At 66.8% G+C, this 22,670-nt stretch carries 19 protein-coding genes; 4 read left to right on the top strand and 15 right to left on the bottom strand.

Annotated features, from left to right (window positions below):
- Positions 1-26 precede the first annotated feature (26 nt).
- Complete coding sequence (gene mfd / locus ATO3_RS01510; protein WP_088648023.1) at positions 27-3,491, top strand: transcription-repair coupling factor; 3,465 nt, start codon at positions 27-29, stop codon at positions 3,489-3,491.
- A gap of 100 nt (positions 3,492-3,591) precedes the next feature.
- Here the strand turns inward: mfd and ATO3_RS01505 are convergent, their stop codons facing one another.
- From ATO3_RS01505 to ATO3_RS01480, 6 genes are all read right to left on the bottom strand, one after another.
- Positions 3,592-3,885, bottom strand: coding sequence for an antibiotic biosynthesis monooxygenase family protein (locus tag ATO3_RS01505; RefSeq protein WP_088648022.1), 294 nt, complete (start codon positions 3,883-3,885; stop codon positions 3,592-3,594).
- 50 nt (positions 3,886-3,935) lie between these two features.
- Positions 3,936-5,609: a tetratricopeptide repeat protein gene (locus ATO3_RS01500; RefSeq protein ID WP_088648021.1), complete on the bottom strand. Its 1,674-nt coding sequence runs from the start codon at positions 5,607-5,609 to the stop codon at positions 3,936-3,938.
- A 134-nt stretch (positions 5,610-5,743) separates the two neighbouring features.
- Positions 5,744-6,964: an MFS transporter gene (locus ATO3_RS01495; RefSeq protein ID WP_233151994.1), complete on the bottom strand. Its 1,221-nt coding sequence runs from the start codon at positions 6,962-6,964 to the stop codon at positions 5,744-5,746.
- A 169-nt stretch (positions 6,965-7,133) separates the two neighbouring features.
- Positions 7,134-7,508: a potassium channel family protein gene (locus tag ATO3_RS01490; protein ID WP_233151993.1), complete on the bottom strand. Its 375-nt coding sequence runs from the start codon at positions 7,506-7,508 to the stop codon at positions 7,134-7,136.
- A complete protein-coding gene (locus ATO3_RS01485) occupies positions 7,505-8,179 on the bottom strand; it encodes a DsbA family oxidoreductase (RefSeq protein ID WP_088648020.1) in 675 nt (224 codons plus the stop codon). The genes ATO3_RS01490 and ATO3_RS01485 overlap by 4 nt, the downstream gene beginning before the upstream one ends.
- Entirely contained in the window at positions 8,176-9,705 is a 1,530-nt protein-coding gene (locus ATO3_RS01480; RefSeq protein WP_088648019.1) for a class I adenylate-forming enzyme family protein, read from the bottom strand. The genes ATO3_RS01485 and ATO3_RS01480 overlap by 4 nt, the downstream gene beginning before the upstream one ends.
- Before the next feature lie 67 nt (positions 9,706-9,772).
- On the opposite strand from ATO3_RS01480, the gene ATO3_RS01475 reads away from it, so the two are divergent.
- Positions 9,773-10,396 (top strand): helix-turn-helix domain-containing protein, encoded by a 624-nt coding sequence (locus ATO3_RS01475; protein ID WP_088648018.1) that lies wholly within the window; start codon positions 9,773-9,775, stop codon positions 10,394-10,396.
- Between the two features lie 269 nt (positions 10,397-10,665).
- On the opposite strand, the gene ATO3_RS01470 is transcribed toward ATO3_RS01475, so the two are convergent.
- The 4 genes from ATO3_RS01470 to ppk2 all read right to left on the bottom strand — a co-directional run bounded on the left by ATO3_RS01470 (position 10,666) and on the right by ppk2 (position 15,724).
- On the bottom strand, positions 10,666-10,905 hold the full coding sequence (locus tag ATO3_RS01470) for a hypothetical protein (protein ID WP_088648017.1): 240 nt from the start codon (positions 10,903-10,905) through the stop codon (positions 10,666-10,668).
- Positions 10,906-11,628: 723 nt separating this feature from the next.
- A complete protein-coding gene (locus ATO3_RS01465; protein WP_233151992.1) occupies positions 11,629-12,435 on the bottom strand; it encodes an arsenate reductase/protein-tyrosine-phosphatase family protein in 807 nt (268 codons plus the stop codon).
- A gap of 156 nt (positions 12,436-12,591) precedes the next feature.
- Positions 12,592-14,403 carry an extracellular solute-binding protein gene (locus ATO3_RS01460; protein WP_198963185.1) on the bottom strand — a complete coding sequence of 604 codons (1,812 nt, stop codon included), beginning with the start codon at positions 14,401-14,403 and terminating at the stop codon, positions 12,592-12,594.
- A 400-nt stretch (positions 14,404-14,803) separates the two neighbouring features.
- On the bottom strand, positions 14,804-15,724 hold the full coding sequence (ppk2, locus tag ATO3_RS01455; RefSeq protein ID WP_088648014.1) for a polyphosphate kinase 2: 921 nt from the start codon (positions 15,722-15,724) through the stop codon (positions 14,804-14,806).
- A gap of 338 nt (positions 15,725-16,062) precedes the next feature.
- Between ppk2 and ATO3_RS01450 the strand changes: the two genes are divergently transcribed.
- Complete coding sequence (locus tag ATO3_RS01450; protein WP_408630795.1) at positions 16,063-17,097, top strand: patatin-like phospholipase family protein; 1,035 nt, start codon at positions 16,063-16,065, stop codon at positions 17,095-17,097.
- 67 nt (positions 17,098-17,164) lie between these two features.
- Here ATO3_RS01450 and ATO3_RS01445 read toward each other — a convergent pair whose 3' ends face one another.
- From ATO3_RS01445 to ATO3_RS01430, 4 genes are all read right to left on the bottom strand, one after another.
- Positions 17,165-17,887 carry a DUF502 domain-containing protein gene (locus ATO3_RS01445; RefSeq protein ID WP_088648013.1) on the bottom strand — a complete coding sequence of 241 codons (723 nt, stop codon included), beginning with the start codon at positions 17,885-17,887 and terminating at the stop codon, positions 17,165-17,167.
- A 74-nt stretch (positions 17,888-17,961) separates the two neighbouring features.
- Entirely contained in the window at positions 17,962-18,879 is a 918-nt protein-coding gene (locus ATO3_RS01440; RefSeq protein ID WP_088648012.1) for a pseudouridine-5'-phosphate glycosidase, read from the bottom strand.
- Positions 18,876-19,775, bottom strand: a complete 900-nt coding sequence (locus ATO3_RS01435; RefSeq protein WP_088648011.1) for a PfkB family carbohydrate kinase — start codon at positions 19,773-19,775, stop codon at positions 18,876-18,878. Before ATO3_RS01435 ends, ATO3_RS01440 begins: the two co-directional genes overlap by 4 nt.
- A gap of 77 nt (positions 19,776-19,852) precedes the next feature.
- The gene (locus tag ATO3_RS01430) at positions 19,853-20,650 is read right to left on the bottom strand and encodes a DUF4198 domain-containing protein (RefSeq protein WP_088648010.1); all 798 of its coding nucleotides are present in this window, start codon (positions 20,648-20,650) and stop codon (positions 19,853-19,855) included.
- Here ATO3_RS01430 and ATO3_RS01425 point away from each other — a divergent pair.
- Complete coding sequence (locus tag ATO3_RS01425) at positions 20,649-21,788, top strand: HupE/UreJ family protein (RefSeq protein WP_088648009.1); 1,140 nt, start codon at positions 20,649-20,651, stop codon at positions 21,786-21,788. The two genes, ATO3_RS01430 and ATO3_RS01425, sit on opposite strands and share 2 nt — an antisense overlap.
- A gap of 49 nt (positions 21,789-21,837) precedes the next feature.
- On the opposite strand, the gene ATO3_RS01420 is transcribed toward ATO3_RS01425, so the two are convergent.
- A complete protein-coding gene (locus ATO3_RS01420) occupies positions 21,838-22,458 on the bottom strand; it encodes a thiamine phosphate synthase (RefSeq protein WP_088648008.1) in 621 nt (206 codons plus the stop codon).
- Positions 22,459-22,670: the final 212 nt, after the last annotated feature.

Genomic DNA, 22,670 nt, shown 5'->3' with positions numbered 1-22,670 from the left:
GCGCGCCATTCGATCGGCAGGACAGGATGACTTCTCCTCAGCACATCACGGTGGGCGGCGCGCCCGAAGGGTTCGATGCCCGGCTGATCCTGGACGAGGTCGGCCGCCTGGGCGGCCCCGTTCTGCATGTCGCGCGCGACGACAAGCGGCTGGCGGCGACGCGGGCCGCGCTGGAATTCCTTGCGCCGGACATGCCGGTCTTTGTCTTTCCGGGGTGGGATTGCCTGCCCTATGACCGGGTCTCGCCCAATCCCGATATCTCGGCCGCGCGGATGGCGACGCTGGCGGCGCTGGTGCATCAGATGCCGGAGCGGTTCGTCCTGCTGACCACGCTGAACGCGGCGACCCAGAGGGTGCCCGCGCGCGAGGTGCTGCGCGAGGCGGCGTTCAAGGCCGTTGTCGGAGGGCGCGTGGATGAAAAGGCGCTTCGGTCCTTCCTGGTGCGCATGGGCTTTTCGCAGAGCCCGACGGTGATGGAGCCGGGCGATTACGCGGTGCGCGGCGGGATCATCGACATCTTCCCGCCGGGCGACAGCGGGCCGGTGCGGCTGGATCTGTTTGGCGACGTGCTGGACGGCGCGCGGCGGTTCGATCCGGCGACCCAGCGCACGACCGAGCCGCTGGAGGTGGTGGAGCTGGCGCCGGTGTCCGAGGTGATCCTGGACGAGGCGGCGATCACGCGGTTCCGGCAGACTTACCGTCTGACCTTTGGCGCGGCGGGGACGGACGATCCGCTGTACGAAGCGGTTTCGGCGGGGCGCAAGCATGCCGGGATCGAGCATTGGCTGGGCTTCTTCCACGAAAAGCTGGAGACGCTGTTCGACTACCTGCCGGGCGCGACGGTGTCGCTGGACGATCAGGTGACGGCCTCGCGGCTGGCGCGGTGGGAGACGATCGCGGATCAGTATGAAACCCGGCGGCTGGCATTGCAGGACCGGTCGCATCGCGACAGCGTCTACAAGCCCGCGCCGCCGGAGATGCTGTACCTGGATGACGATGCCTGGGAGGCGAAGGTCGAGGGGCGCAGGGTGCTGCAGTTCCATCCTCTGGCGCAGGCGAGCGGACCTGGTGTGATCGATGCGGGCGGGCGCATCGGGCGGAACTTCTCGCCCGAGCGGCAGCAGGAAAACATCAGCCTTTTCGCGGCTTTGGCCGATCATGTTAAGAAAAAGCTCGACAAGGGGCCGGTGGTCATCGCGTCCTATTCCGAGGGCGCGCGCGAGCGGCTGACCGGGCTGATCGAGGACGAGGGCCTGGCCGAGGTCATCCCGATCCCGAACGGCACCCGGATCGGCAAGCGCGGGCTGCACCTGGCGGTCTGGGCGCTGGAACACGGGTTCGAGACGCCCGACATGACCGTGATCTCGGAGCAGGACGTGCTGGGCGACCGGCTGATCCGGGCGCCGAAGAAACGCCGCCGGGCCGAGAACTTTCTGACCGAGGCGCAATCGCTGAGCCCCGGCGACCTGGTGGTGCATGTGGACCACGGGATCGGGCGCTATCGCGGGCTGGAAGTGGTCGATGCGCTTGGCGCGCAGCATGAATGCCTGCTGCTGGAATATGCCGAGGATGCAAGGCTTTACCTGCCGGTCGAGAATATCGAGCTGCTGTCGCGCTATGGCCATGAAGAGGGCCTGCTGGACAAGCTTGGCGGTGGCGCATGGCAGGCCAAGAAGGCGCGGCTGAAGGAACGCATCCGCGAGATGGCGGACCGCCTGATCCGCGTGGCCGCCGAACGGGCCCTGCGCAAGGCGCCGATGATGGATCCGCCGCCGCATGCCTGGGAGGAATTCTGCGCCCGTTTCCCGTACCAGGAGACGGACGACCAGCTGCGCGCGATCTCGGAGGTGATGGAGGACCTGAATTCGGGCCAGCCGATGGACCGGCTGGTCTGCGGCGACGTGGGTTTCGGCAAGACCGAGGTGGCGATGCGCGCGGCCTTTGTCGCGGCGATGTCGGGCGTGCAGGTGGCGGTGATCGCGCCGACCACGCTTCTGGCGCGCCAGCATGCCGCCGGCTTCAAGGAGCGGTTCCGCGGATTTCCGCTGCAGGTCAGGCAGTTGTCGCGCTTTGTCTCGGCCAAGGAGGCGGCCGAGACGCGCAAGGGCATGGCCGATGGCACCGTGGATATCGTGGTGGGCACCCATGCGTTGCTGGCCAAGGGGATCCGGTTCCAGAACCTCGGCCTGCTGATCATCGACGAGGAACAGCATTTCGGCGTGACCCACAAGGAACGGCTGAAGGCGCTGCGCTCGGACATCCACGTACTGACGCTGACGGCGACGCCGATTCCGCGCACGCTGCAGCTGTCGCTGTCGGGGGTGCGCGATCTGTCGATCATCGGCACGCCGCCGGTCGACCGTCTGGCGATCCGCACCTATGTCAGCGAGTTCGACAGCGTGACGATCCGCGAGGCGCTGCTGCGCGAACATTATCGCGGCGGGCAGTCTTTCTTTGTCGTGCCAAGGATTTCCGACCTGCCGGAGATCGAGGCCTTTCTGCGCGACCAGGTGCCCGAGGTCACGGTTGTCACCGCCCACGGGCAGATGGCGGCGGGAGAGCTGGACGACCGGATGAACGCCTTCTACGACGGGAAATACGACGTGCTGCTGGCCACGACGATCGTGGAAAGCGGCCTCGATATCCCGACGGCGAACACGATGGTGATCCACCGGGCCGACATGTTCGGTCTGGCGCAGCTCTACCAGATCCGGGGGCGCGTTGGGCGGTCGAAGACGCGGGCCTATGCCTACCTGACGACAAAGCCGCGCGTGAAGCTGACGACGACGGCGGAGAAGCGGCTGCGCGTGCTGGGCAGCCTCGACACGCTGGGCGCGGGCTTTACGCTGGCGAGCCAGGACCTGGATATTCGCGGCGCTGGCAACCTGCTGGGCGAGGAACAATCGGGCCAGATGCGCGACGTGGGGTATGAACTGTACCAGTCGATGCTGGAGGAGGCGATTGCCAAGATCCGCTCGGGCGAGATGGAGGGGCTGACCGAGGATGACGACCAGTGGGCGCCGAACATCAACCTTGGCGTTTCCGTTTTGATTCCAGAGGATTACGTGCCGGATCTGGATGTGCGGCTGGGGCTCTATCGCCGCCTGTCGGGGCTGACCACCAAGGTCGAGCTGGAAGGCTTCGCCGCCGAGCTGATCGACCGGTTCGGCAAGCTGCCGAAAGAGGTCAACACGCTGCTGCTGGTGGTGCGGATCAAGGCCATGTGCAAGAAGGCCGGGATTGCCAAGCTGGACGGCGGGCCGAAGGGCGCGACGATCCAGTTCCACAACGACAAGTTCGTCAATCCCCAGGGCTTGGTCGACTTCATCAAGGATCAGAACGGCCTGGCCAAGGTGAAGGACAACAAGATCATCGTGCGGCGGGACTGGAAGACCGAACCGGACAAGATCAAGGGCGCCTTCGCCATTGCCCGCGACCTGGCCGAGAAGGCCGGGACATTCCGCAAGAAGAAGTCGGTGCCGGCAAGCTGAGACCGGGCAGGGTCCGTCCGTTGATCATGGGGGGCAAGGGCGCCGCGGGGCCGAGATTATTCGTCGAATAATCTTGGCCGGCCGGTCCCGGACGCCGGGATCAGCGCACCAGGTCGTAGTGATGGATCGTGCGATGCGCGACCAGGTCGGCCTCGGCCGGGTCGATATGGGCGGCGGTGTAATCCTCGCCCGCGAAGGCCTTCAGCGCCTCGAGGCTCTCCCAGACCATGACAAAGCTGAAATCGCGCGGGCTTTCGGACCGCGCCGCGCCGGGCAGCACGTGCACCAGCCCGTCGGTCGACCGCATCAGCGGAATGGCGATTTCGTGGAAGAAGCGGGCAAAGGCCTCCTCCTGTCCCGGATGGGTCTGCACCTGGAAGATGCGCATGATCATGTCGTGTCCTCCCCAATTGGTTGCTCGGGAGGGTCCTGCCTGTTGCCTGCCTATTCCGCAGCCTGTTGCGTGGCCCGCATCGCGGCCTGGGCACAGAAGCACGACGCGCCGACCGCTCGGTCCGCCCGCGCCAGCGCCAGGTCCAGCCGCTGGCGGATCTGCGTGATCTCCACCGTTTCGCCGCGCGCCTTGAGGCAATCGTGCAACCCCTTCAGCGACCACACGTTATCGGGATGCACCGAGGCCCGGCTGAGGCTGCCGCCCAGGCCCAGATCGGCGCGGTAGACCGCCTCGGCCTCGTCGTGCCGGCCCTGTTCGAGCAGCAGCGCGCCAAGCGCGTGGCGGGCCGGCTGCATCCAGCCCCAGGGCTCGTCATAGGGCAGTGCATCCTCCAGCGCGACGGAGCGGCGCAGGTGATCGAAGGCGGCGTCGTGGTTGGCCTTGCGGTACTCGACCTCGCCGCGGACCATTTCCTTCGCGATCTCCAGCAGGTCGACGACGCGGTTGTTGTGCAGCAGCCGGCTCTCGGGCACGCGGGCGCAGGCCTCGAGGAACACCTGCTCCTCCGTCTCGGCCTCGGCCACGCGGCCGGTGGCGGCGAAGGCGATGGTGCGGGCGTAATGCACGAAGGCGGTTTTGGTGCAGTAAAGCTCGGGATCGGCGGGCGGCTGAAGCGCGATGGCCTCGTCCCAGCAGCCGAAGCGGACCAGCACGTGGGGCTCGAACGAGAGGTAGCTTTCGAAGAAATCCGCCATCGGCGGCGAGGGGACGCGCAGCATCTCTTCGGGAGTGGTGTCCTCAAGCCCCTTCAGCGCGGCGCGGGCCGGTTCGATCTGGCCCAGAAACATCGCGCCGTAGATGACGAAGTGGTAATCGTGCTGCCGGTAGCCGGTGTAGATGTTGAAGGCGCCCTCGTTGCGGTAGAACTTCAGGTCGGCCTTTACCGCCTGTTCGTTCCAGATGACGACATTCTGGTAATCGCCGCAGAGGATGTCGATATGGGTCGGCATATGCACCAGGTGCCCGGCGTCGGGCATCAGGCGGCGCAGGACATCGGCGGCCTTCAGGGCCTTTTCCGGGGTTGGTGACATCTCCATCAGGTGGACGTAGAGGTGCAGCAGGCCGGGATGGGCCATGGCGCCGGGATGGCTGTCAAAGGCGTCTTCCAGCGCCTTCTGCGCCTCCAGCGTGGCGGCACCCTCGGCGGGCTGGCCGGTCTGCAGGTCCCACATCTGCCAGGGCGTGAGCGTCAGCAGGGATTCCACGTAGATCGCGCGTAGATCGAGGCTGTCGGGGTGGTCGGCGAAGGCGGCGCGCATGGCGTCGGCAAAGGCATGATCCCAGGGCGAGAGATCGTCGATCGGGTCGGCCTGGGGATAGCGGGCCTGCAGCGCCTCGATCAGGCTGCGTTCCAGGGGGCTGGCGCCGTCGATGCGCGACAGCGCCTCCTGCGTGGCGGCATGGGCCTCGCCCAGGGCGCGGGCACGGCCGGCGGGGTCGAGCAGGTGCCAGGGCAGATTGTAATTGGGTCCGGCGGCATAGGCGACGCCCCACCAGGGCATCGCGGCCGAGGGATCCAGCATGGAGGCCCGCTTGTAGCAGGCGATCGCCTCGCCGTGGTTGAAGCCGTAGGTCCAGTTCAGCCCCCGGTCGAACCAGGTCTGTGCCTCGCTGCGGCTGGTCGAGATCGGCAGGGAATGTGTGCCGAGGTCATAATATTTCATGGCTGAGCCCCCAGATTGTTCACCTATCCCACGAAGGAAGGATAGCACGACTTGGCGGAGCGGCCTATTGGCGATGCCGGTCAGGGCCCGGGGGGCCGGGGCCGGTCGACGGGCGCAGCTGAAAGGGCCGGTGGTCAGGCCGTCTGGCGCGCCTCGACCCGGTACATGGCCAGCATCAGCACATAGCCCGCGATCGACAGGACCAGGATGCCAAGCGCCAGCGGCCTGGGCGTGCCGTCGAAGGTCAGGCCGACAATCGTCGCGATCGGCGCGGCCAGCACCGTGGCGATGCCGCCGATGATCGAGGCGGCCATGCCGGCGATATGGCCCATCGGCTCCATCGCGATGGCGTTGAGGTTGCCCATGGTCAGCCCGGCCATGAAGAACACGCTGACCTGCCAGGCGACGAAGACGGTGAAGATGGCCGTGTCCGACAGCCCGGACTGGAACAGGACCAGCACCGCGCCCGAGATCAGCATCTGGCCGAAATAGCTGATCGTCACCATGCGCCGCATCCCCACCCGCATCACCAGCGTCGCGTTCACCAGCGCCGCGGATCCCGCGACGATGGCGACGGCGCCGAACCAGTAGGGGAAGGACCCGGCCCGGTCGAAGACCTGGTCATAGACCGGCTGCACCAGCGTCAGCATGGAAAACAGGATGCCCATAGACAGCGCCTGCACCAGGATCGAGATCCGCACCGTGGGGTGCTGCACCATCTCCAGCAGGGCGGCCCAGAGCACGGGCGCGCGGAACGGCCGGCGGTCGGCAACCTCGAGCGTCTCGGGCAGGCGGACCGCGACCCAGATCATGATCGCGCCCATGAAGGCCATGAACGCCAGGAAGATCCCGTGCCAGTCCAGCGCCGCGATGACAAGGCTGCCCATCAGCGGCGCGATCGCCGGGACGATCATGAAGACCATCATCGCCAGCGACATCACCTGCGCCATGGCGCGCCCGGAAAAGACATCGCGCAGCACCGCCAGCGCGACGATCCGCGGACCGGCGGCCGACACCCCCTGCATCAGGCGCGCGACCAGCAGCGTCTCGAGCGTGTCGGCCTGCCAGGCCAGCGCCGCCGCGCCGATGAAGGCCGCCGCACCGCACAGGATCACAACGCGCCGCCCGAAGGCATCCGACAGCGGCCCGGTCACGAAGGTCCCGATCCCCAGGCCCAGCACGAAGACGGTGAGAACCATGCCGGCGCGGTTCGGATCCTCGGGCGAAAGCGCCGCGCCCATGTCGGGCAGGGCCGGCAGCATGGAATCGATCGAGAAGGCGACGCAGGCGAACATCGAGGCGACCAGAACGATCAGCTCCGTGCGATGCATCGGGATGTCTTTGACGGGGGACATTGGGGGCTCCGGGGTTGCCCCGATCCGCTATCAGAGCCCGTGGGAATGAGCCATAGGGTTGTGAAAATACGCGGCGTAGCAGGCGCATGGCCCGGGCGCCGCGGCGAAGGAAGTCTGGCCACACCGGGACCCGACGCCGGTCCGCCCGGCCGCGCGGCGGGGGCAGGCGTCAGGCGTCGCCGTCGCCCGTGTCGTCGCGGCCGCCGCGACCGGCCCGGCGCTGGCGGCGGTTCTCGTTCAGGTGCATCAGGATCCGCTGGAAAAGCCCCGGATGGGCATCCGCCTGTTCCAGGTGCTGCGCCGCCACCTGCTGGATGAACAGGGCAAACACACCGAGCCCCGCGAAGATCAGGATCGTCGCGCCGATCTTGCCCAGGTCCGTCACCGGAACCGGATCGCCGTAGCCCACGGTCGAGATCGTCACCACGGTGAAGAAATAGCTGTCCACCCATCCCCAGCCCTCGACGAACCGGAAGAACACTGTGCCGGTCAGGATCACGAAGATCAGCCGGACCGCCATGGTGAGAACGCTGACCTGGTTCACGCCTCTGCCGCCCTCGACCTGATTTCCTCGATCACCTTGAGCCAGAGGTCCGTGGGCTGCGCGCCCGGCACGGCATGGGCCTGGGCGACGATGAAGGTCGGGACCGAATTCACGCCCATTTCGCGCGAATGGGCATCGCGGGACCGGATCGCATCGATATCGGCATCGCTGTCCAGCAGGCGCCGGACGACAGAGGCGTCCATGTCGCAGCTGTCGGCGATATCGGCCAGCGTGTCGTGGTCGCCGATGTCGCGGCCCTCGACGAAATAGGCGTGAAACAGCGCGTCGACCATCTGCTGCTGACGCTGCTCGATCCCCGCCCAGTGGATCAGCCGGTGCGCATCCAGCGTGTTGGGCGTGCGTTCCATCGCGTCGAAATTGATCGCCAGCCCCTCGGCCTCGGCATGTTCGACAATGGGCGCATAGGCGGCAAGCGCGCCCTCCTTGCCGCCGAACTTCGTTTCCAGGTAGTCGCGCCGGTCCATGCCGCCTTCGGGCATGTCGGGGTTCAGCTGGAACGGGTGCCACTCGATCACGAAGGGATGGTCCGGCACCTGGGCCAGAGCCTTGTCCAGCCGTGCCTTGCCGATATAGCACCAGGGGCAGATCGGGTCCGAGAGGATGTCGAGCTTGACGCTTTGCTGGGTCGGGTCGGTGGTGTCGGTTGTCATAGGGTCTTTCGCGGGAACAGGGGTTTGAGCGCGCGGCGCAGCACCTTGCCGTTGGCGCCGGTCGGCAGCGTGTCGATGTGGACGTAAGCCCTGGGTTGCTTGTAGCGCGCCAGATGCGCCTGGGCAAAGGCCTTGAGCGTGGCCTCCTCCACCGGGGCGGGCGCGGTGTAGAAGGCGGTGATGATGCGGGTGTCGGCCTTGATCTCGATCTCGGTGACCGCGACCTGGGTGATCCCGGGTGCATGGGACAGCGCCGCCTCGACCTCCAGAGGCGAGACGCGGTAGCCGCCAGCGTTCATCATGTCATCGTCGCGCCCGAGGTAGGAGACATGCCCCGTCTCGTCCATGGCGCCCTGGTCACCGGTCAGGAACCAGTCGCCACGAAACCGCGCCTCGGTCTCCTCGGGCGCGCCGAGGTAGCCCAGCATCAGGCCGGGGTCCGAGCGGTGGATGGCGATTGTGCCGTGCTGGCCGGTCTCGACCGGGCCGTCATCGCCGAGGATCGCCACGCGGCGCCCCTTCTGCGGCGTGCCGAGCGCACCGGCGGGCGCCGGGTCGGACGGCGAGGAGGAGATGAAGGTGGAGCATTCCGACATGCCGTAGGCCTCGTAGAGCTGGGTGCCGGTGGCCTCGGCCCAGGCGGCGCGGAGGGGCTCGGAGAGTTTCTCGCCGGCGGACAGGCCATGGCGCAGGTCGGGCAGGTCGATCGTCTCATGTGCGCCGAGGATGCGGCGATAGACGCCGGGCGCGGCGGCGCAGATCGTGGCGCGGTGGGTGCGCAGACGCTCGGGCAGGTCGGTGATTTCGGTCCCCGGTTCGGGGATCAGCGCGGTGGCGCCCATGGTCCAGGGGTCCATCAGCCCGGTGCCCAGCGTGTAGGTCCAGTTGAAGGCGCCGGCATGCAGCAGCCGGTCACTCTCGTGCAGCTCGTACCATCCGTCGATCATCATCTGCCGCGCCCAGATCGCGCGATGGGCATGCATCACGGCGCGCGGTTTGCCCGAGGTGCCGGAGGTGTAGATGATGTAGGCCAGCCGCTCGGGATCGCCCATGGCATAGGCGCAGGGGGCGAGGTCGCGCATCGCCGTCAGCTCGGCCAGCCCGATCTCGCGCGGGCCGGGGGCGGGGCCGGGGGTTGAGGCGACGGAGGGATCGCGCAGGATGGCGGCGGGGGACAGATCGGCGACCATCTTCGCCACCTCGTCCCCGGTCAGCTGCGACGAGGTCGGCACCGGCACGATGCCGGCGGCGATGGCGCCGAGATAGGCGATGGGGAAGTCCACCGTATTGCCCAGCCGCATCAGCGCGATGTCCCCGGGCCGCAGCCCCGCCGCCAGCAGCCCCGCGCCGGTGCCGCGCACGGCGGCCTCAAGCGCGGCAAAGCTCCAGTCTTCCGCCCCGTCGGCGCGCAGGACCGACAGCGCAGTCTTGTCACGCAGCGCATCGGCGCGGCCCAGGACATGGGCGGCGAAGTTGAACGGCGCGGGGCAGGGCGGCGGCGGCCCCTGATCAAAGATCGACAACATGGACCAATGGGCTAGCCCGGTCGCGTTGCCGTTGCAAGCGCGGCCCGCGCGGCCTATTGAAGTCGCCATGCCACCGATCGACCCGAAATCCATCATCCGGATCGCCCGCAGCTCCGGAGAGGCCGCCAGCGCCGAACCGCTGGACCTGGGCGCCCGCGTGCGCGAGCTGCGCAAGGCGCGGAACTGGACGCTGGAACAGGCGGCCGGTCAGGCGGGGCTGGCGCGCTCGACCCTGTCGAAGATCGAGAACGGGCAGATGTCGCCGACCTACGACGCGCTGAAGAAGCTGGCCGTGGGGCTGGAGATTTCGGTGCCGCAGCTGTTTACCCCGCCGCAGCGGGACCAGGTGAACGGGCGCATGGCGGTGACCAAGTCGGGCGAGGGCGCGCAGACGCCCACGGCAACCTACGAACACGAGCTGCTGGCCGAGCAGCTGACGCAGAAGCGGATGCTGCCCTACCGCGCCCATGTGCGCGCGCGCTCGATGGAGGAATTCGACGGCTGGGTCCGGCATGACGGCGAGGAGTTCCTCTATGTCCTGACCGGTGTGATCCAGCTGTATACCGAGTTCTACAACCCCGTGGAGATGCGTCGCGGCGACAGCGCCTATTACGATGCGACCATGGGGCACAACGTGATCTCGGTCAGCGAGGAAGACGCCAGCATCCTCTGGGTGACCTCGCTGGCCTGACATCCCGCCGGCGCGCTGCCCGGACATTGTGGCAGACCGGCGACGATGCAGATGACGGTATCGGGACAAGCCTTTGTTGCCGGACGGCCGGGGTCAGCCCATGCATCGACCGCCTTGCGCGGACGCTGTGGCGCCGCGTCTCCCTGGCAGGCCTTCGGGGCAGATCCCCTTGGCCGGCCGGAGAGGACGCCGCCATCCATCCCACGATTGCGGGCCGGCGACAGGCAGTGCGGCGGGCCGGGGTGGCCCAGCCCGCGCTTTCAGCGGCATCAGGCCTCGACGCTGGGCTTGTTTTCTTCGGCGCGGGCCAGTGTCTCGATATACAGGAAACCATCCACGGCTTCGCGCGCTTCGTGCAAGGTCATGTCGTGGGTCTCGGCCAGATGCGCTTCGAAACGCATGCGATCCAGCTTGAGGAAGGGCATCGAGGCTTCATCCAGGTTGGGGAATTGGGCCTTGAACCTGGAAAACCAAAGAGACCAGTTCTGGGTCAGATCTGACCAGTACATGTGCAGCATCCCTTTTTCTTAATTTTCCCGTCCTCCCGTAACGAAACGTTAACAATCGTCCGGTGAGCCGTAAAGTCCCGCCGAGTCGCCTTTTGCGGCAAAGCCCCTTCTGCACCGCAGAAAATTTTACCGTTTCACGCTTCAAACAGAAAAAGAGTGGGCTCCGGTGGAGTTAAGGCTTGCCGCCTAAAGACGTGTATGGTCCGGCGCGGTATCGCGTGGGTTGAAATATGCTTGGTGATAAACCTTGGCGTGGGTTTCAGTGGATTGAAATCCAAGGAAAATCACTTCCCCCTGGGTGCGGACGCCTTCGGTGTCGGGGGTGTCGCGAAACGCGGGAAGACGGTCGGGAATGACGTAGAGTTTTTTTGATCAAAAGGTCAACTGGTTGCGTCATTCTGCCACAAGTGCATCAGTGACTCGTTCCAAATTCTGCGGTGAAGCACGAGACGATGACATGTCGGACGAGGCTTCGGCACGGTGCCTGACAGGATCTTCCACTGATTCATGACAGTTTTCGTCGGATCCCCGGCACGGACCCGCGGGCGAGGCCGCCGGACCATCGGCGCAGCGCCGTCCAAACCGGCGCCTCCGGCCCGAATGTGAGCGAGACGCGCTGGCCTGGACGGTTCGAGGTGGTCTGCATGATGGGGGTTCCGGGCGCCCCGCCGGCGCGATTGTGGCCTTCCCGGGGCGCACGCGCCCAGGTTCAGCGCGCTGCGCTCAGGCGGTCACGGGGGTCCTGAGCCTGCCGATGTCGTCCAGCTGGCCCTGCAGCGCGGCCGGAGGCAGTGTGCCGATCGGCAGCGCGGTGAAGGCGGTGATCCGGCGGTGGATCTGGGCAAAGGCACGGGCCATGGACTCGCGCAGCTCTGCCTCGGACCCGGTGTCGAGCGGATCCTCGACGCCCCAATGCGCATGCAGCGGCGCGCCGGGCCAGTGTACGTCGTCGCCATTTGCGGCGTCGTCGCAGACCGTGATGACCATGTCCATTTCGATCCCGCAATCGAGCATCTTTTCCACCGGATCCGAGGTGAGGCCCGAGGTGTCGAGCCCGTGTTGCCTCAGCAGGTCGAGCGCGGCGGGATGCGGTGCCTCGGCCGGGTCTGTCCCGGCGGAATGGGCCCGAAAGCGCGGGCCCGCAGCGCGCAGCATCGCCTCTGCGATAATCGAGCGGGCCGAATTGTGGGTGCAGAGGAACAGCACGTGTAGCGGGCGCTCCGCGGTAGGATCGGGCAGGGGAAGTGACCGCTGCGTCGGACCGGGCAGGCAGAGGTCGGGCCGGTTGCGGCAGCAATCGCCCAGCATCCGGCCGAACATGTCCTGAACCGACTCCATCCGGATCTGGTAAAGCTGGAACGTCCCCGACCGCGTCTGCGAGATCAGCCCGGCGCGCCGCAGGATCGAGAGGTAGACCGAGGTCGTGTTGGCCCGCAGGCCAAGAGCCGATGCAATCTCGCCCGCGGGGACGGCATCGGGATAACGCCGCATCAACAGCCGAAAGACGTCGAGACGCCGTTCATGGGCCAATGCGGACAACCTGTCTGCTACATCTGTTTCCATTGACCTCCGGGTACGTAGCGCCCGCCCTAACGTCAACCAGAACGTCAGGGCACGTAACAGACCTGTCACAGCTATATGACAGGGACATGACACTGGGCGTCGGGGGCGCTGCCGTTGGGGCGCTTACTCCTCGTACCACCACATCTGCGGCATGTACTCTGGCCCGTCGCCATAGATCGGAAGCTGCTCGGGGTAGTGCATTTCCTTCACATGGGCGATGCGCGAGACGTCGTAGCGCCAGATCGGGATCACCAGCCGCTCGGCCGTCAGCACCCGGTCGAGCGCGCGCACCGCGGCGGTGAAATCCTCCGACTCCGTGACCGACAGCATCCGGTCGATCAGACCGTCCACCGCGGGGCTGGCCAGGCCCATCATGTTGCGCGAGCCGGGCGTGTCGCGCCCCTCGGAGCCCCAATAGAGCTTTTGCTCGTTGCCCGGCGACAGCGACAGCGCGCGGCGGAACGCGGTCATGTCGAAATCGAAGTTCAGCATGCGTTCCGTATATTGCGCGTCGTCGATGACGGTGACGCGCGCGTCGATGCCCAGCCGTTCCAGCGCGGGCAGGAACATGTCGACGGCGGTGCGCGTCTCGCGGTCGGCCTGCTGCAGCAGGATCTCGAAGGTCACGGGCCCTTCGGGGCCGGTGAGCTTGCCGCCCTCGACGGTGTAGCCTGCGTCCTGCAGCTGTTTCAGCGCCACGCGGATATTGGCGCGGTTGCGTTCGCTGCCGTCCGAGACGGGCAGGTCGTAGCCCTCGAGCGCGCCGGGAGGCAGATCGCCGGCCCAGGCTTCGAGATAGGCCTTCACCTGGCCGGTGGCGGGGCCGGGGCGCTTGGCGAGGATGGAATTGTCGAAATACGAGGTGATCCGGTCCTGTGCGGCCCCGGTGATCGCCTCGTTGATGAACTCGAAGTTGAAGGCGTGGATCATCGCGTCGCGCACCCGCCAGTCGTCGAAGAAGGGCTTGCGCGTGTTCATCACCAGGCCCGTCATCCCGGTGGGCTTCTGATCGTGGATTTCCGATTTCACCACGTCGCCGCGCTGGACCGCCGGGAAATCGTAGGCGGTGTTCCATTGCTCGGCATTGTATTCGCGCACGGCCGAAATCTCTCCGGCCTTGAAGGCTTCGAATGCGGCAACGCCGTCGCCGAAGAACTCGATCCGCATCTCGTCGAAATTGTTGGTGCCGCGCCGGAAGCCGATGTCGTTGCCCCAGTAATCGGGATTGCGCGTATAGGTGACCGAGCGGCCGGCCTCGTAATCGGTGACCACGTAGGGCGCGGTGCCGATGGGGATCTCGTGCAGGCCCGAGGTTGTGAAATCCCGCCCCTCGAACTGGGCCTTCTTCAGGATCGGGCGCATGCCGGCGATCAGGGCAAGCTCGCGGTTGTCGCTGGCGAACGTCAAACGCACACTGCGGGGGCCGGTGGCCTCGATGCTCTCGACCTGGGTCCAGAACGAGCGGTAGCGCTGGTGTCCCTGCGTTCCCAGCGTTTCGTAGGACCAGATCACATCCTCGATCGTGACGGGACTGCCGTCCGAGAACGCGGCCTCTGGACGCAGCGTGAATTCGACCCAGGACCGGTCCTCGGGCACGGTTACCGATTCGGCCAGCAGGCCATACAAGGTAAACGGCTCGTCCCAGGATCGTCCCATGAGAGATTCGTAGCCCCAGAAGCGCGACTGCCAGGGGACGGTGCCCTTCTGGATGAAGGGATTCAGGGAATCGAAACCTCCGGTATTGGCGAAAACGACTGTTCCGCCCCTGGGAGCATCGGGGTTGGCATAGGGCAGGGACACAAAATCAGGTGGCAGGGCCGGGTCGCCGTACATAGCTATGCCATGGGCCGATTCTCCGGCCGCCGTAACAGGGGCCAGTATGCCCCATGCGAGCGCCAGTGCGACGCAGTTCTTTTGGAAAAATTCTCGACGCATTGCGTGCACTATCTCGTCCTGCCCTTATTTTATTGTGGGTTCAGACTAGGGGCGGATTTACGTCTTTTCAAACTTTTAGCTTGGATCCGAGCCTGAAATTGCTTATAACTAAGGCACTGCTCGATAGGTTTCTTGCCTGTATGAAACCTGCCTCAATAACTGAACGCCGGCCTTGTGCCGGCGTTTTTTTTGTCGGGCGAGTGTCTCCGGTTGCACAGATCGACGCTGCGCGCGCCCGTGACCGGCGTCGGTTCCGGCGCCCGCGCGGGCGGGCCGGGCACCGCCTTTGACCCGGCCTCCGGGTCTCTATCGCGCGCGCCCGGAAAGCGCCACAACCAGACATTCGAAATTTCCGGTATCGGCCATCGTCCGCCGGGGCCGGGTGCTGCCTGCGGGGCGGTCAGTATTTCGACGGCACGTAAAGCTCCGGCGGCAGCACCGCGCGCTCGTATTCCTCGTTGTGGACGCGGTCGGGAAGGTTGACCTCCTCGTGTTCGACCGGCTCGTAGGGCACCATGCTCAGCAGGTGGTCGATGCAGTTCAGCCGCGCGCGTTTCTTGTCGTTGCCGGGCACGATGTACCAGGGCGCTTCGGGGATGTTGGTTCGGGCGAAGGTGTCTTCCTTGGCCTTGGTGTAATCCTCCCAGCGGACGCGGCTTTGCAGGTCCATCGGCGAGAGCTTCCATTGCTTCATCGGGTCGTGGATGCGCATCAGGAACCGCAGCTGCTGTTCGGCATCGGTGATCGAGAACCAGTATTTCACCAGCCGGATGCCCGAGCGCACCAGCATCCGTTCGAATTCGGGCACGTCGTTGAAGAACTGTTCCACCTCGTCTTCCGAGGCAAAGCCCATCACCCGTTCCACGCCGGACCGGTTGTACCAGGAGCGGTCGAAGAGCACGATTTCACCCGCGGCCGGCAGGTGCGGCACGTAGCGCTGGAAGTACCATTGCGTCTTTTCGCGGTCCGAGGGGGCGGGCAGGGCCACGGTGCGCACGATGCGCGGGTTGAGCCGCTGAGTGATGCGCTTGATCACCCCGCCCTTGCCGGCGCTGTCGCGGCCTTCGAAGATCACCACGATCTTTTCGCCGGTGTGCTGGACCCAGTCCTGCAGCTTGATCAGCTCGGATTGCAGGCGGATGAGCTGTTCGAAGTAATCCTTGCGCTCCAGCGTCGGCGGATGCGCCTCTCGGTAGAGCCGGCGAAGTTCCATCGACAGGGCGGGTTCGGACATTTCCAGCTCGTAATCCTCGTCGAGCGTATCGGCCAGTTCGGCTTCGAGCCAGTCGAGGGCGGGTTCTTTCTTGGGGGGCTTGGCCATGGCTCTGGCTCCTTGCTCTGCGCGATCTGTCAGGGCCTGCTTCTAGCAGAGGTATTCCGACAGCAATGTGACTTATGCGTCATCGGCCTGCGGCAGGGCGGCGCGGTCATTTTCATTGCGCCTGCGCGACAGACGTGGAGGATGTGTGCAGGTGCAGAAAGACGGGGGACGGAGCCGGGACGGACCGTCGCGCGGGGGCGCTGCCCCCGTCCGCCGCTGGCGGACTCCCCCGGAGGTATTTGGGCCAAGAAGAAGACAGGGGCGTGGGGTCCGTTGATCCCGTGGCGCCCGGTCAACGGAATGTTTGAGGGGTGTCGGGCCCGGATCGGACGGTGGAAATGACGGTGAAGAAGCGGATCAACCTGGCGCTGCAGGGCGGCGGCGCGCACGGGGCCTATACCTGGGGCGTGCTGGACCGGTTGCTGGAAGAGCCAGAGGTGGAGATCGCGGGGATTTCCGGCACATCGGCCGGGGCGCTGAACGGCGCGGCGCTGAAGGCCGGCATGGTGCGCGGCGGGCCGGAGGCGGCGCGCGAGAACCTCGACTGGCTGTGGAGCCGGATGGGGGCGATCAACGACCGGGCCTTCGAGCAATGGATGGAAGGCGTCAGCCCGCGGGGCATTGCCCGGGCGGTGCGGATGTCGCCGTTCTACATGTTCGGGGAAACGGTGGCGCGGATCGTGTCGCCCTATGCCTTCGGGCCTTTCTACACCAATCCGCTGCGGCCCATCGTGGATGTCTTCGATTACGACAAGGTCTGTTCGGATGCCGGGCCGAGGCTGTACATCTGTGCCACCAATGTGCGCAGCGGCAAGATCCGGATCTTCTCGGGCGAAGAGATCTCGACCGATGCGATCCTGGCCTCAGCCTGCCTGCCGTCGATCTTCAAGGCGGTGGAGATCGAGAGCCCCGAGACCGGCGAGGTGGAGGCCTACTGGGACGGCGGCTATACCGGGAACCCGGCGCTGTTTCCGCTGTTCGACCGGGAGCTGCCGCAGGATATCGTGGTGATCAACATCAATCCGCTGGTGCGGGACGCGGTGCCGGTGACGCCGCAGCAGATCCAGAACCGGATCAATGAGATTTCGTTCAACACCTCGCTGCTGCGGGAGATGCGGGCGATTGCCTTCGTGCAGCGGCTGCTGGATGACGGGACCATGCCGCAGGGGCGGATGCAGCGTGTCTACCTGCACATGATTGCCGACGACGTGCTGATGAACATGCTGTCGGAGGCGACCAAGCTGGTGCCGACGCCGCCGCTGCTGGCCCAGCTGAAGGCGGCGGGGCGCAGTTCGGCCGAGGCCTTCCTGGAGAGCCATTTCGACGATATCGGCGCGCGCAGCAGCGTGGACATGGTGGAGATGTTCAGCTGACGGCTGGCCCGGAAGGGGCGCTTGCGTCGTCCTGGCGCGGCACCGCGTGCGCGGGCGGGAAGGGCGGTCAGGCGCGTTCGCGGACCCTGTGCTGCTGCGGGAGCACGGCGGGTTCGACCTTGTCCTCGCCCTCGTTGCTGCCGTTGGGATAGACAAGGCCCGCCGAGATCACCAGCTTCGCCGCCTCTTCCACCGACATGTCCAGTTCGATCACGTCGTCCTCGGGGAAGTAGAGCAGGAAGCCCGAGGTGGGGTTCGGCGTTGTCGGGACGAAGACGCTGACGATCCGTTCGCCGGTGCCGGCCCGGCGCAGGATTTCGCCTTTGGCATGGGTCGAGATGAACCCGATGGCCCAGATCCCGCGGCGGGGATATTCGATCAGAACCGCCTGTTCGAAGGACCGTTCCGACTGGGCAAAGACCGTTTCGGAGATCTGCTTGATCCCGTTGTAGACGGTGCGCACGACCGGCATCCGGTCGACGATGTTTTCCGCCTGCCGGATCAGCGACCGGCCGATCAGCCCCTTGGCGATCCAGCCCACCACGATCGTGAAGATCAGGAAGATCACCACGCCGAGACCGAAGAAGTTGATCCCGATCAGCGTTTCCGGCTGCAACCGTCCCGGCACGAAGGGCAGGACGACCTTGTCGAACCAGCTGACCACCGCGAAGATCAGCCACACCGTCAGGCTGATCGGGGCGATGACGACGATCCCGGTCAGGAACGATGATCTGAGACTGTAGAAAAGACCGGTCTTGCGCGGGGCATCCGGATCGAAAGGTGGTTTCATCGGCATCCCATTGTAGGCGAAGCTAATCTAGGAACGCGACCGCGTTGCGACAATGGGGGCAGGGGCCGCGTCATTCAATTCCTTTGCGCCCTGCCTATCGCGTGGGCGATCAGGGCCGCGAGCCGGGCGTTGTTGGCCACCAGGGCGATATTGGCTTCAAGGGAATTGCCCTGCGTCGCCTCGAAGATGCGCTGCAGCAGGAAGGGTGTGACCTCCTTGGCGGTGATGCCGCGCGCATCGGCCTCGCCCTGGGCCTCGGCGATGATCGGCGCGAGGATCTCGGCGGGGATGGCGTCGGCCTCGGGGATCGGGTTGGCGACCAGCTGGCCGCCGGGGATCCCCAGCGCGCCGCGCATCAGGTGGGCGCGGGCTATGGCATCGGGGTCGTCCATGCGCAGCGGCGCCTTCAGGCCCGAGGAGCGCGACCAGAAGGCCGGGACATCGTCCTGCCCGTAGGCGATCACCGGCACGCCCAGGGTTTCGAGAACCTCGAGCGTCTTGGGAATGTCGAGGATCGCCTTGGCGCCGGCGGCGACCACGGTGACCGGGGTCTGCGCCAGCTCGTGCAGGTCGGCGGAGATGTCGAAGGTGGTCTCGGCGCCCTTGTGGACCCCGCCGATGCCGCCGGTGGCAAAGACATGGATCCCGGCCTGCCGCGCGGCGATCATGGTGGCGGCCACGGTCGTGGCCCCGGTGCCGCCCGTGGCAAGGCAGGCGGCGAGATCGGCGCGCGACAGCTTGGCCACGTCCTTGGCCGTGCCCAGCCAGTCCAGCTCGGCCGGCTCGAGGCCCACGTGCAGCTTGCCTTCGATCACCGCGATGGTCGCCGGCGTGGCGCCCGAGGCGCGGATGATGTCTTCGACCCCGCGCGCGACCTCGACATTGCGGGGTGAGGGCATGCCATGGGTGATGATGGTGCTTTCGAGCGCCACGATGGGCCGGTCTTCCAGCTCGGCGGCGGCGGCCTCGGCGCCGAATACGATGTCGATCATGCCTCGTGTCCTCCGGAGACGTAGATGGCCGCCGCGCCGAGCGCTTCGCTCAGCGCCTGCGCCCGGGTCAGCCCGCGCGCCTCGGCGGCGATATGGGCGGCCATGAAGGTATCGCCCGCGCCGGTGACGCGCGTCACCAGCACCTCGGGCGGGGTTTGGGTGTAAAAACTGTCGGGATCGGCGTCGCTGGTGGCGTTGCCGCCGTCGGTGACCAGCACCCGCGCCGCGCCGCGCTCCACCAGGTGCTGCGCCGCCTGCGGAGAGCTGTCGAACTGCCGCCCCGCCAGCAGCCCGGCCTCTTCGAGGTTGACGTACAGCGTCGCGCGGCCGGTGCCGAGGAAGGGCAGAAGCCGGTCGGCCTTGCCCGGTGAGGCCGGGGCCACGCGAAGGTCGGCGCGGGCAAAGGCGCGATGGCGCGAGATCTCGTCCAGCAGGCCGACGGTGAGATTGCCGTCCAGCGCGATGGGGCCGGGGTAGGGGGCGGCCTCGCTGCCGAGCGTGCCGTCGAGCAGCGGGCGCAGGATCTTGTCACCGGAGGTCTCAAGCGAATGCGCATCGGCGATGGCCGCGATCAGGCCGTTGGCCCCCTCGACCGCCATGTAGCGGTCCGTCGGCAGATCCTCGGACCGGTAGAGATGGCCGGTCATCAGGCCAAGGCCCTCGCAGGCCTGGACCAGCTCGCAGCCCTCCGGATCGCGGCCCACGGCCGACAGCAGCGCGGGCCGCATGCCGAAGCGGGCCAGCGTCATGGCGATGTTCAGCGCCACGCCGCCGGGCAGGCGGGTGATCCGGCCCGGCACGTCGGAGCCCTGGCGCATGTGCAGGGGCGCGCGGCCGATCACGTCCCAGAGGACGGAGCCGATGCAAAGGATATCGGGATGCGGAACGCGCGTCATGCCTGCCGTCATGAAGGGATTTCGGGGCGCCCGCAAGCCCTTGGTCCGCCAAGGGTTGAGGACAGGTGACCAGCGGTTTACGGCACCGAGAAGGTCAGCGCGGCCCAGAGCGTCTCCCACACGGCGGTGTCCTCGGGGTCGGCCGCGCGCAGCACAACCCCGTCGAGCAGGTAGGTATGGCCCGAGGACACCGGGATCAGCGCCTGGCCCTTGTCGTCGGTGCGGGTCGTGGTGACGGTGACCGTGCCGTCCGGGGCGCGGTCGAAGATCTCCACCTGCGCCTGCGCGCGGGGCTCGTCGCGGTAGAAGAGCCGCACGGGCAACCCGGCCCGCAGGTCGTCGACATAGGGGTTCAGAAGGGCCACGAACTCCGTCTCCATCCCGGCGAAGACATCGTCTCCGCGCGCATCGCCGACGCCGACCAGAGCCTTGACGTGGCGGGTGTAGCTTTCCGAGAACCCGTCGCGCGGCAGGTCACGCTCGGCATGGCGGGCCTCGATATCGGGGAAATCCTTGTGCTCGGCGAAGCGGGCGAACTTTTCCCATGTCTCGTACTTGACGCTGCGCGGCGTGGTTTCGTGCACTATGGCCCAGAGCCCGTCGCCGGGCACCAGCGCGGTCAGCGCGGGCAGGTCGCCGCCGCGCCCCTCGACCGGCAGGATCAGCTCGTCCCGGATCATGTCGAAGCGCGAGAAATGCTGGTCGAAGTAGATCAGGTTCTTGCCGACGAACCCTTCACCGTTCTTCAGCTGCGCGGTGACCGGCGTGCCGGCGTCCGGCGTGAAATCCGACGGTTCGATCCAGAACTCATGGCCAAGGCCCGGACCGGCTGCCATACAGGCGAGCAGAACGACAATCAGACGCGGGCGGGACATGCGGCGACCTCCATCAATCACGATCCTCAAGCTGGCTCTGCCGGCGCTTTTGTCAATGCTTCTGTGCTGGGGCGTGGTGGCGCGGGCGCACGAGGTCACCCCGACCGTGGCGGACTTCACGGTGGACGGCTCCGAGCTTTCGATGGTCTTCCGCCTGAACGCCGAAGCCTTCCTCGCGGGGATCGACCTTGACGGGCTGGTGGACACGGACGAGGCCGAGGGCGGTGGCGTCTACGACGATCTGCGCGGGCTGGAACCGGACAGCCTGGAGGCGCGGTTTCTGCCGTTTGCCGAGGCCTGGATCGAGCGGATCGGCGTGGATATCGGCGGCCCCGTGACGCTGGAGGTCACCGGTTTCAACGCCGGGCCGCTGGGCGATCCGCGCGTTGCGCGCAGCTCCGAACTGGTCGTGCGGGGCGAGATCCCGGCGCTGGCCTCCGAAATGGTGCTGAACTGGCCCTCGGGCGCCGGCGCGCTGGTGCTGCGGCAGCTTGGGGTCGAGGAGCCCTTTACCGGCCTCGTGCAGGGCGGCGGGAGCACGCCGCCGATCGCGCTCGATGGCGGCGGGGCGGCCTCGGGCTGGCTGGTCTTTGCGCAGTACATCCCTGTTGGGTTCGAACATATCGTGCCGCTGGGGCTGGATCATATCCTTTTCGTGCTGGGGCTGTTCTTTCTGGGCACTTCGGCGCGGGTGCTGTTGTGGCAGGTCTCGGCCTTCACGCTGGCGCATACCGTCACGCTGGCCCTGGGCGCGCTGGGATGGGTGAACGTGCCGCCCTCGATCGTGGAGCCGCTGATTGCCGCGTCGATCTGTTATGTCGCGCTTGAGAACATCTTTCTCGGCCATCTCACGCGCTGGCGGCCGGTGGTGATTTTCGGCTTCGGCCTGCTGCACGGGCTGGGCTTTGCCAGCGTGCTGGGGGAGTTCGGCCTGCCGCGCGGGCAGTTCTTTCCGGCGCTGATCGGGTTCAACGTCGGCGTGGAATTCGGCCAGCTGACGGTGATCGCGCTGGCCTTCCTGGCCGTGGGTCTGTGGTTCGGCCACAAGCCCTGGTATCGCACGGCGATCGCGATCCCGGCCTCGGCGGTGATCGCGCTGGTCGGCGCCTACTGGTTCGTGGAACGGGTGTTCCTCTAGCGCTGCGGATGGGACAGCGGGATCTCCGGCGGCGCAGCGCCGCCGGGGCCTAGCCGTCGGCCATCGCCACGCGCAGGCTCTTCAGCGCGGCCAGCGGATCCTCGGTCGACCAGACCTCTTCTCCGAAGGCGAAGAAATCGGCATAGGGCGCCAGCGCACGGATCTCGGCCGGGCCGAGGCCGCCTTCGGCCACCACCGGCAGTTCGATCATCTGCGACCACCATTCGAAGATCTCGATCTCGGCCAGGGCGCCATCGCCCAGCCCGCCGCCGCCGACGGGGCCAAAGCTGATGTAATCGGCGCCGGCCTCGCCCGCGGTCATGCCGTCATGGCGCGAGGTGCCGCAGAAACTGCCGACGATGCCCTCGATCCCCAGGGCCTTGCGCGCGTCGCGCACGCCGCGGGTGCCCGCGGACAGGTGCACGCCATCAAGGCCCAGCTTCTGGCTCAGCAGCAGGTGATCCGACACCACGAGACAGACGTCGCGGTCATGGCAGGTCAGGCGCAACGCATCGGCCGCGCGCGAGATGTCGTCCTCGTCGCGGGTGGCGAGCGCCAGGCGCACGCAGGCGACCGGCGTGGCATCCAGAAGGCGGGCCAGCTGATCCGGGAAGGTATCGGGGTCCAGGCTGGGCGGAGTGATCAGGTAGGTCTGCGGCTGCTCGGTCATGTGGCTTTTATCGCATTCGGGTCTGACCTGCCGTTTAACGGATTGTGGAGGGGAAGCAAATGCCACCCTTGAGGCAACGCCCGGACGGCTGACGCACGGGACCCAGGGGCTGCCCCGTGGGCCGGTCATGGGGCGGCCGCGCCCCCGGAGGCCACGGGCGCGACCGGCCTTGCGCGCGCCGTGCATGCCCCCGGATCCCTGCGAAACGGCGC

It is taken from the genome of Marinibacterium profundimaris, from assembly GCF_002210095.1.
Lineage (GTDB): Bacteria > Pseudomonadota > Alphaproteobacteria > Rhodobacterales > Rhodobacteraceae > Marinibacterium > Marinibacterium profundimaris.
This window is presented reverse-complemented; position numbering and strand designations above follow the sequence as displayed.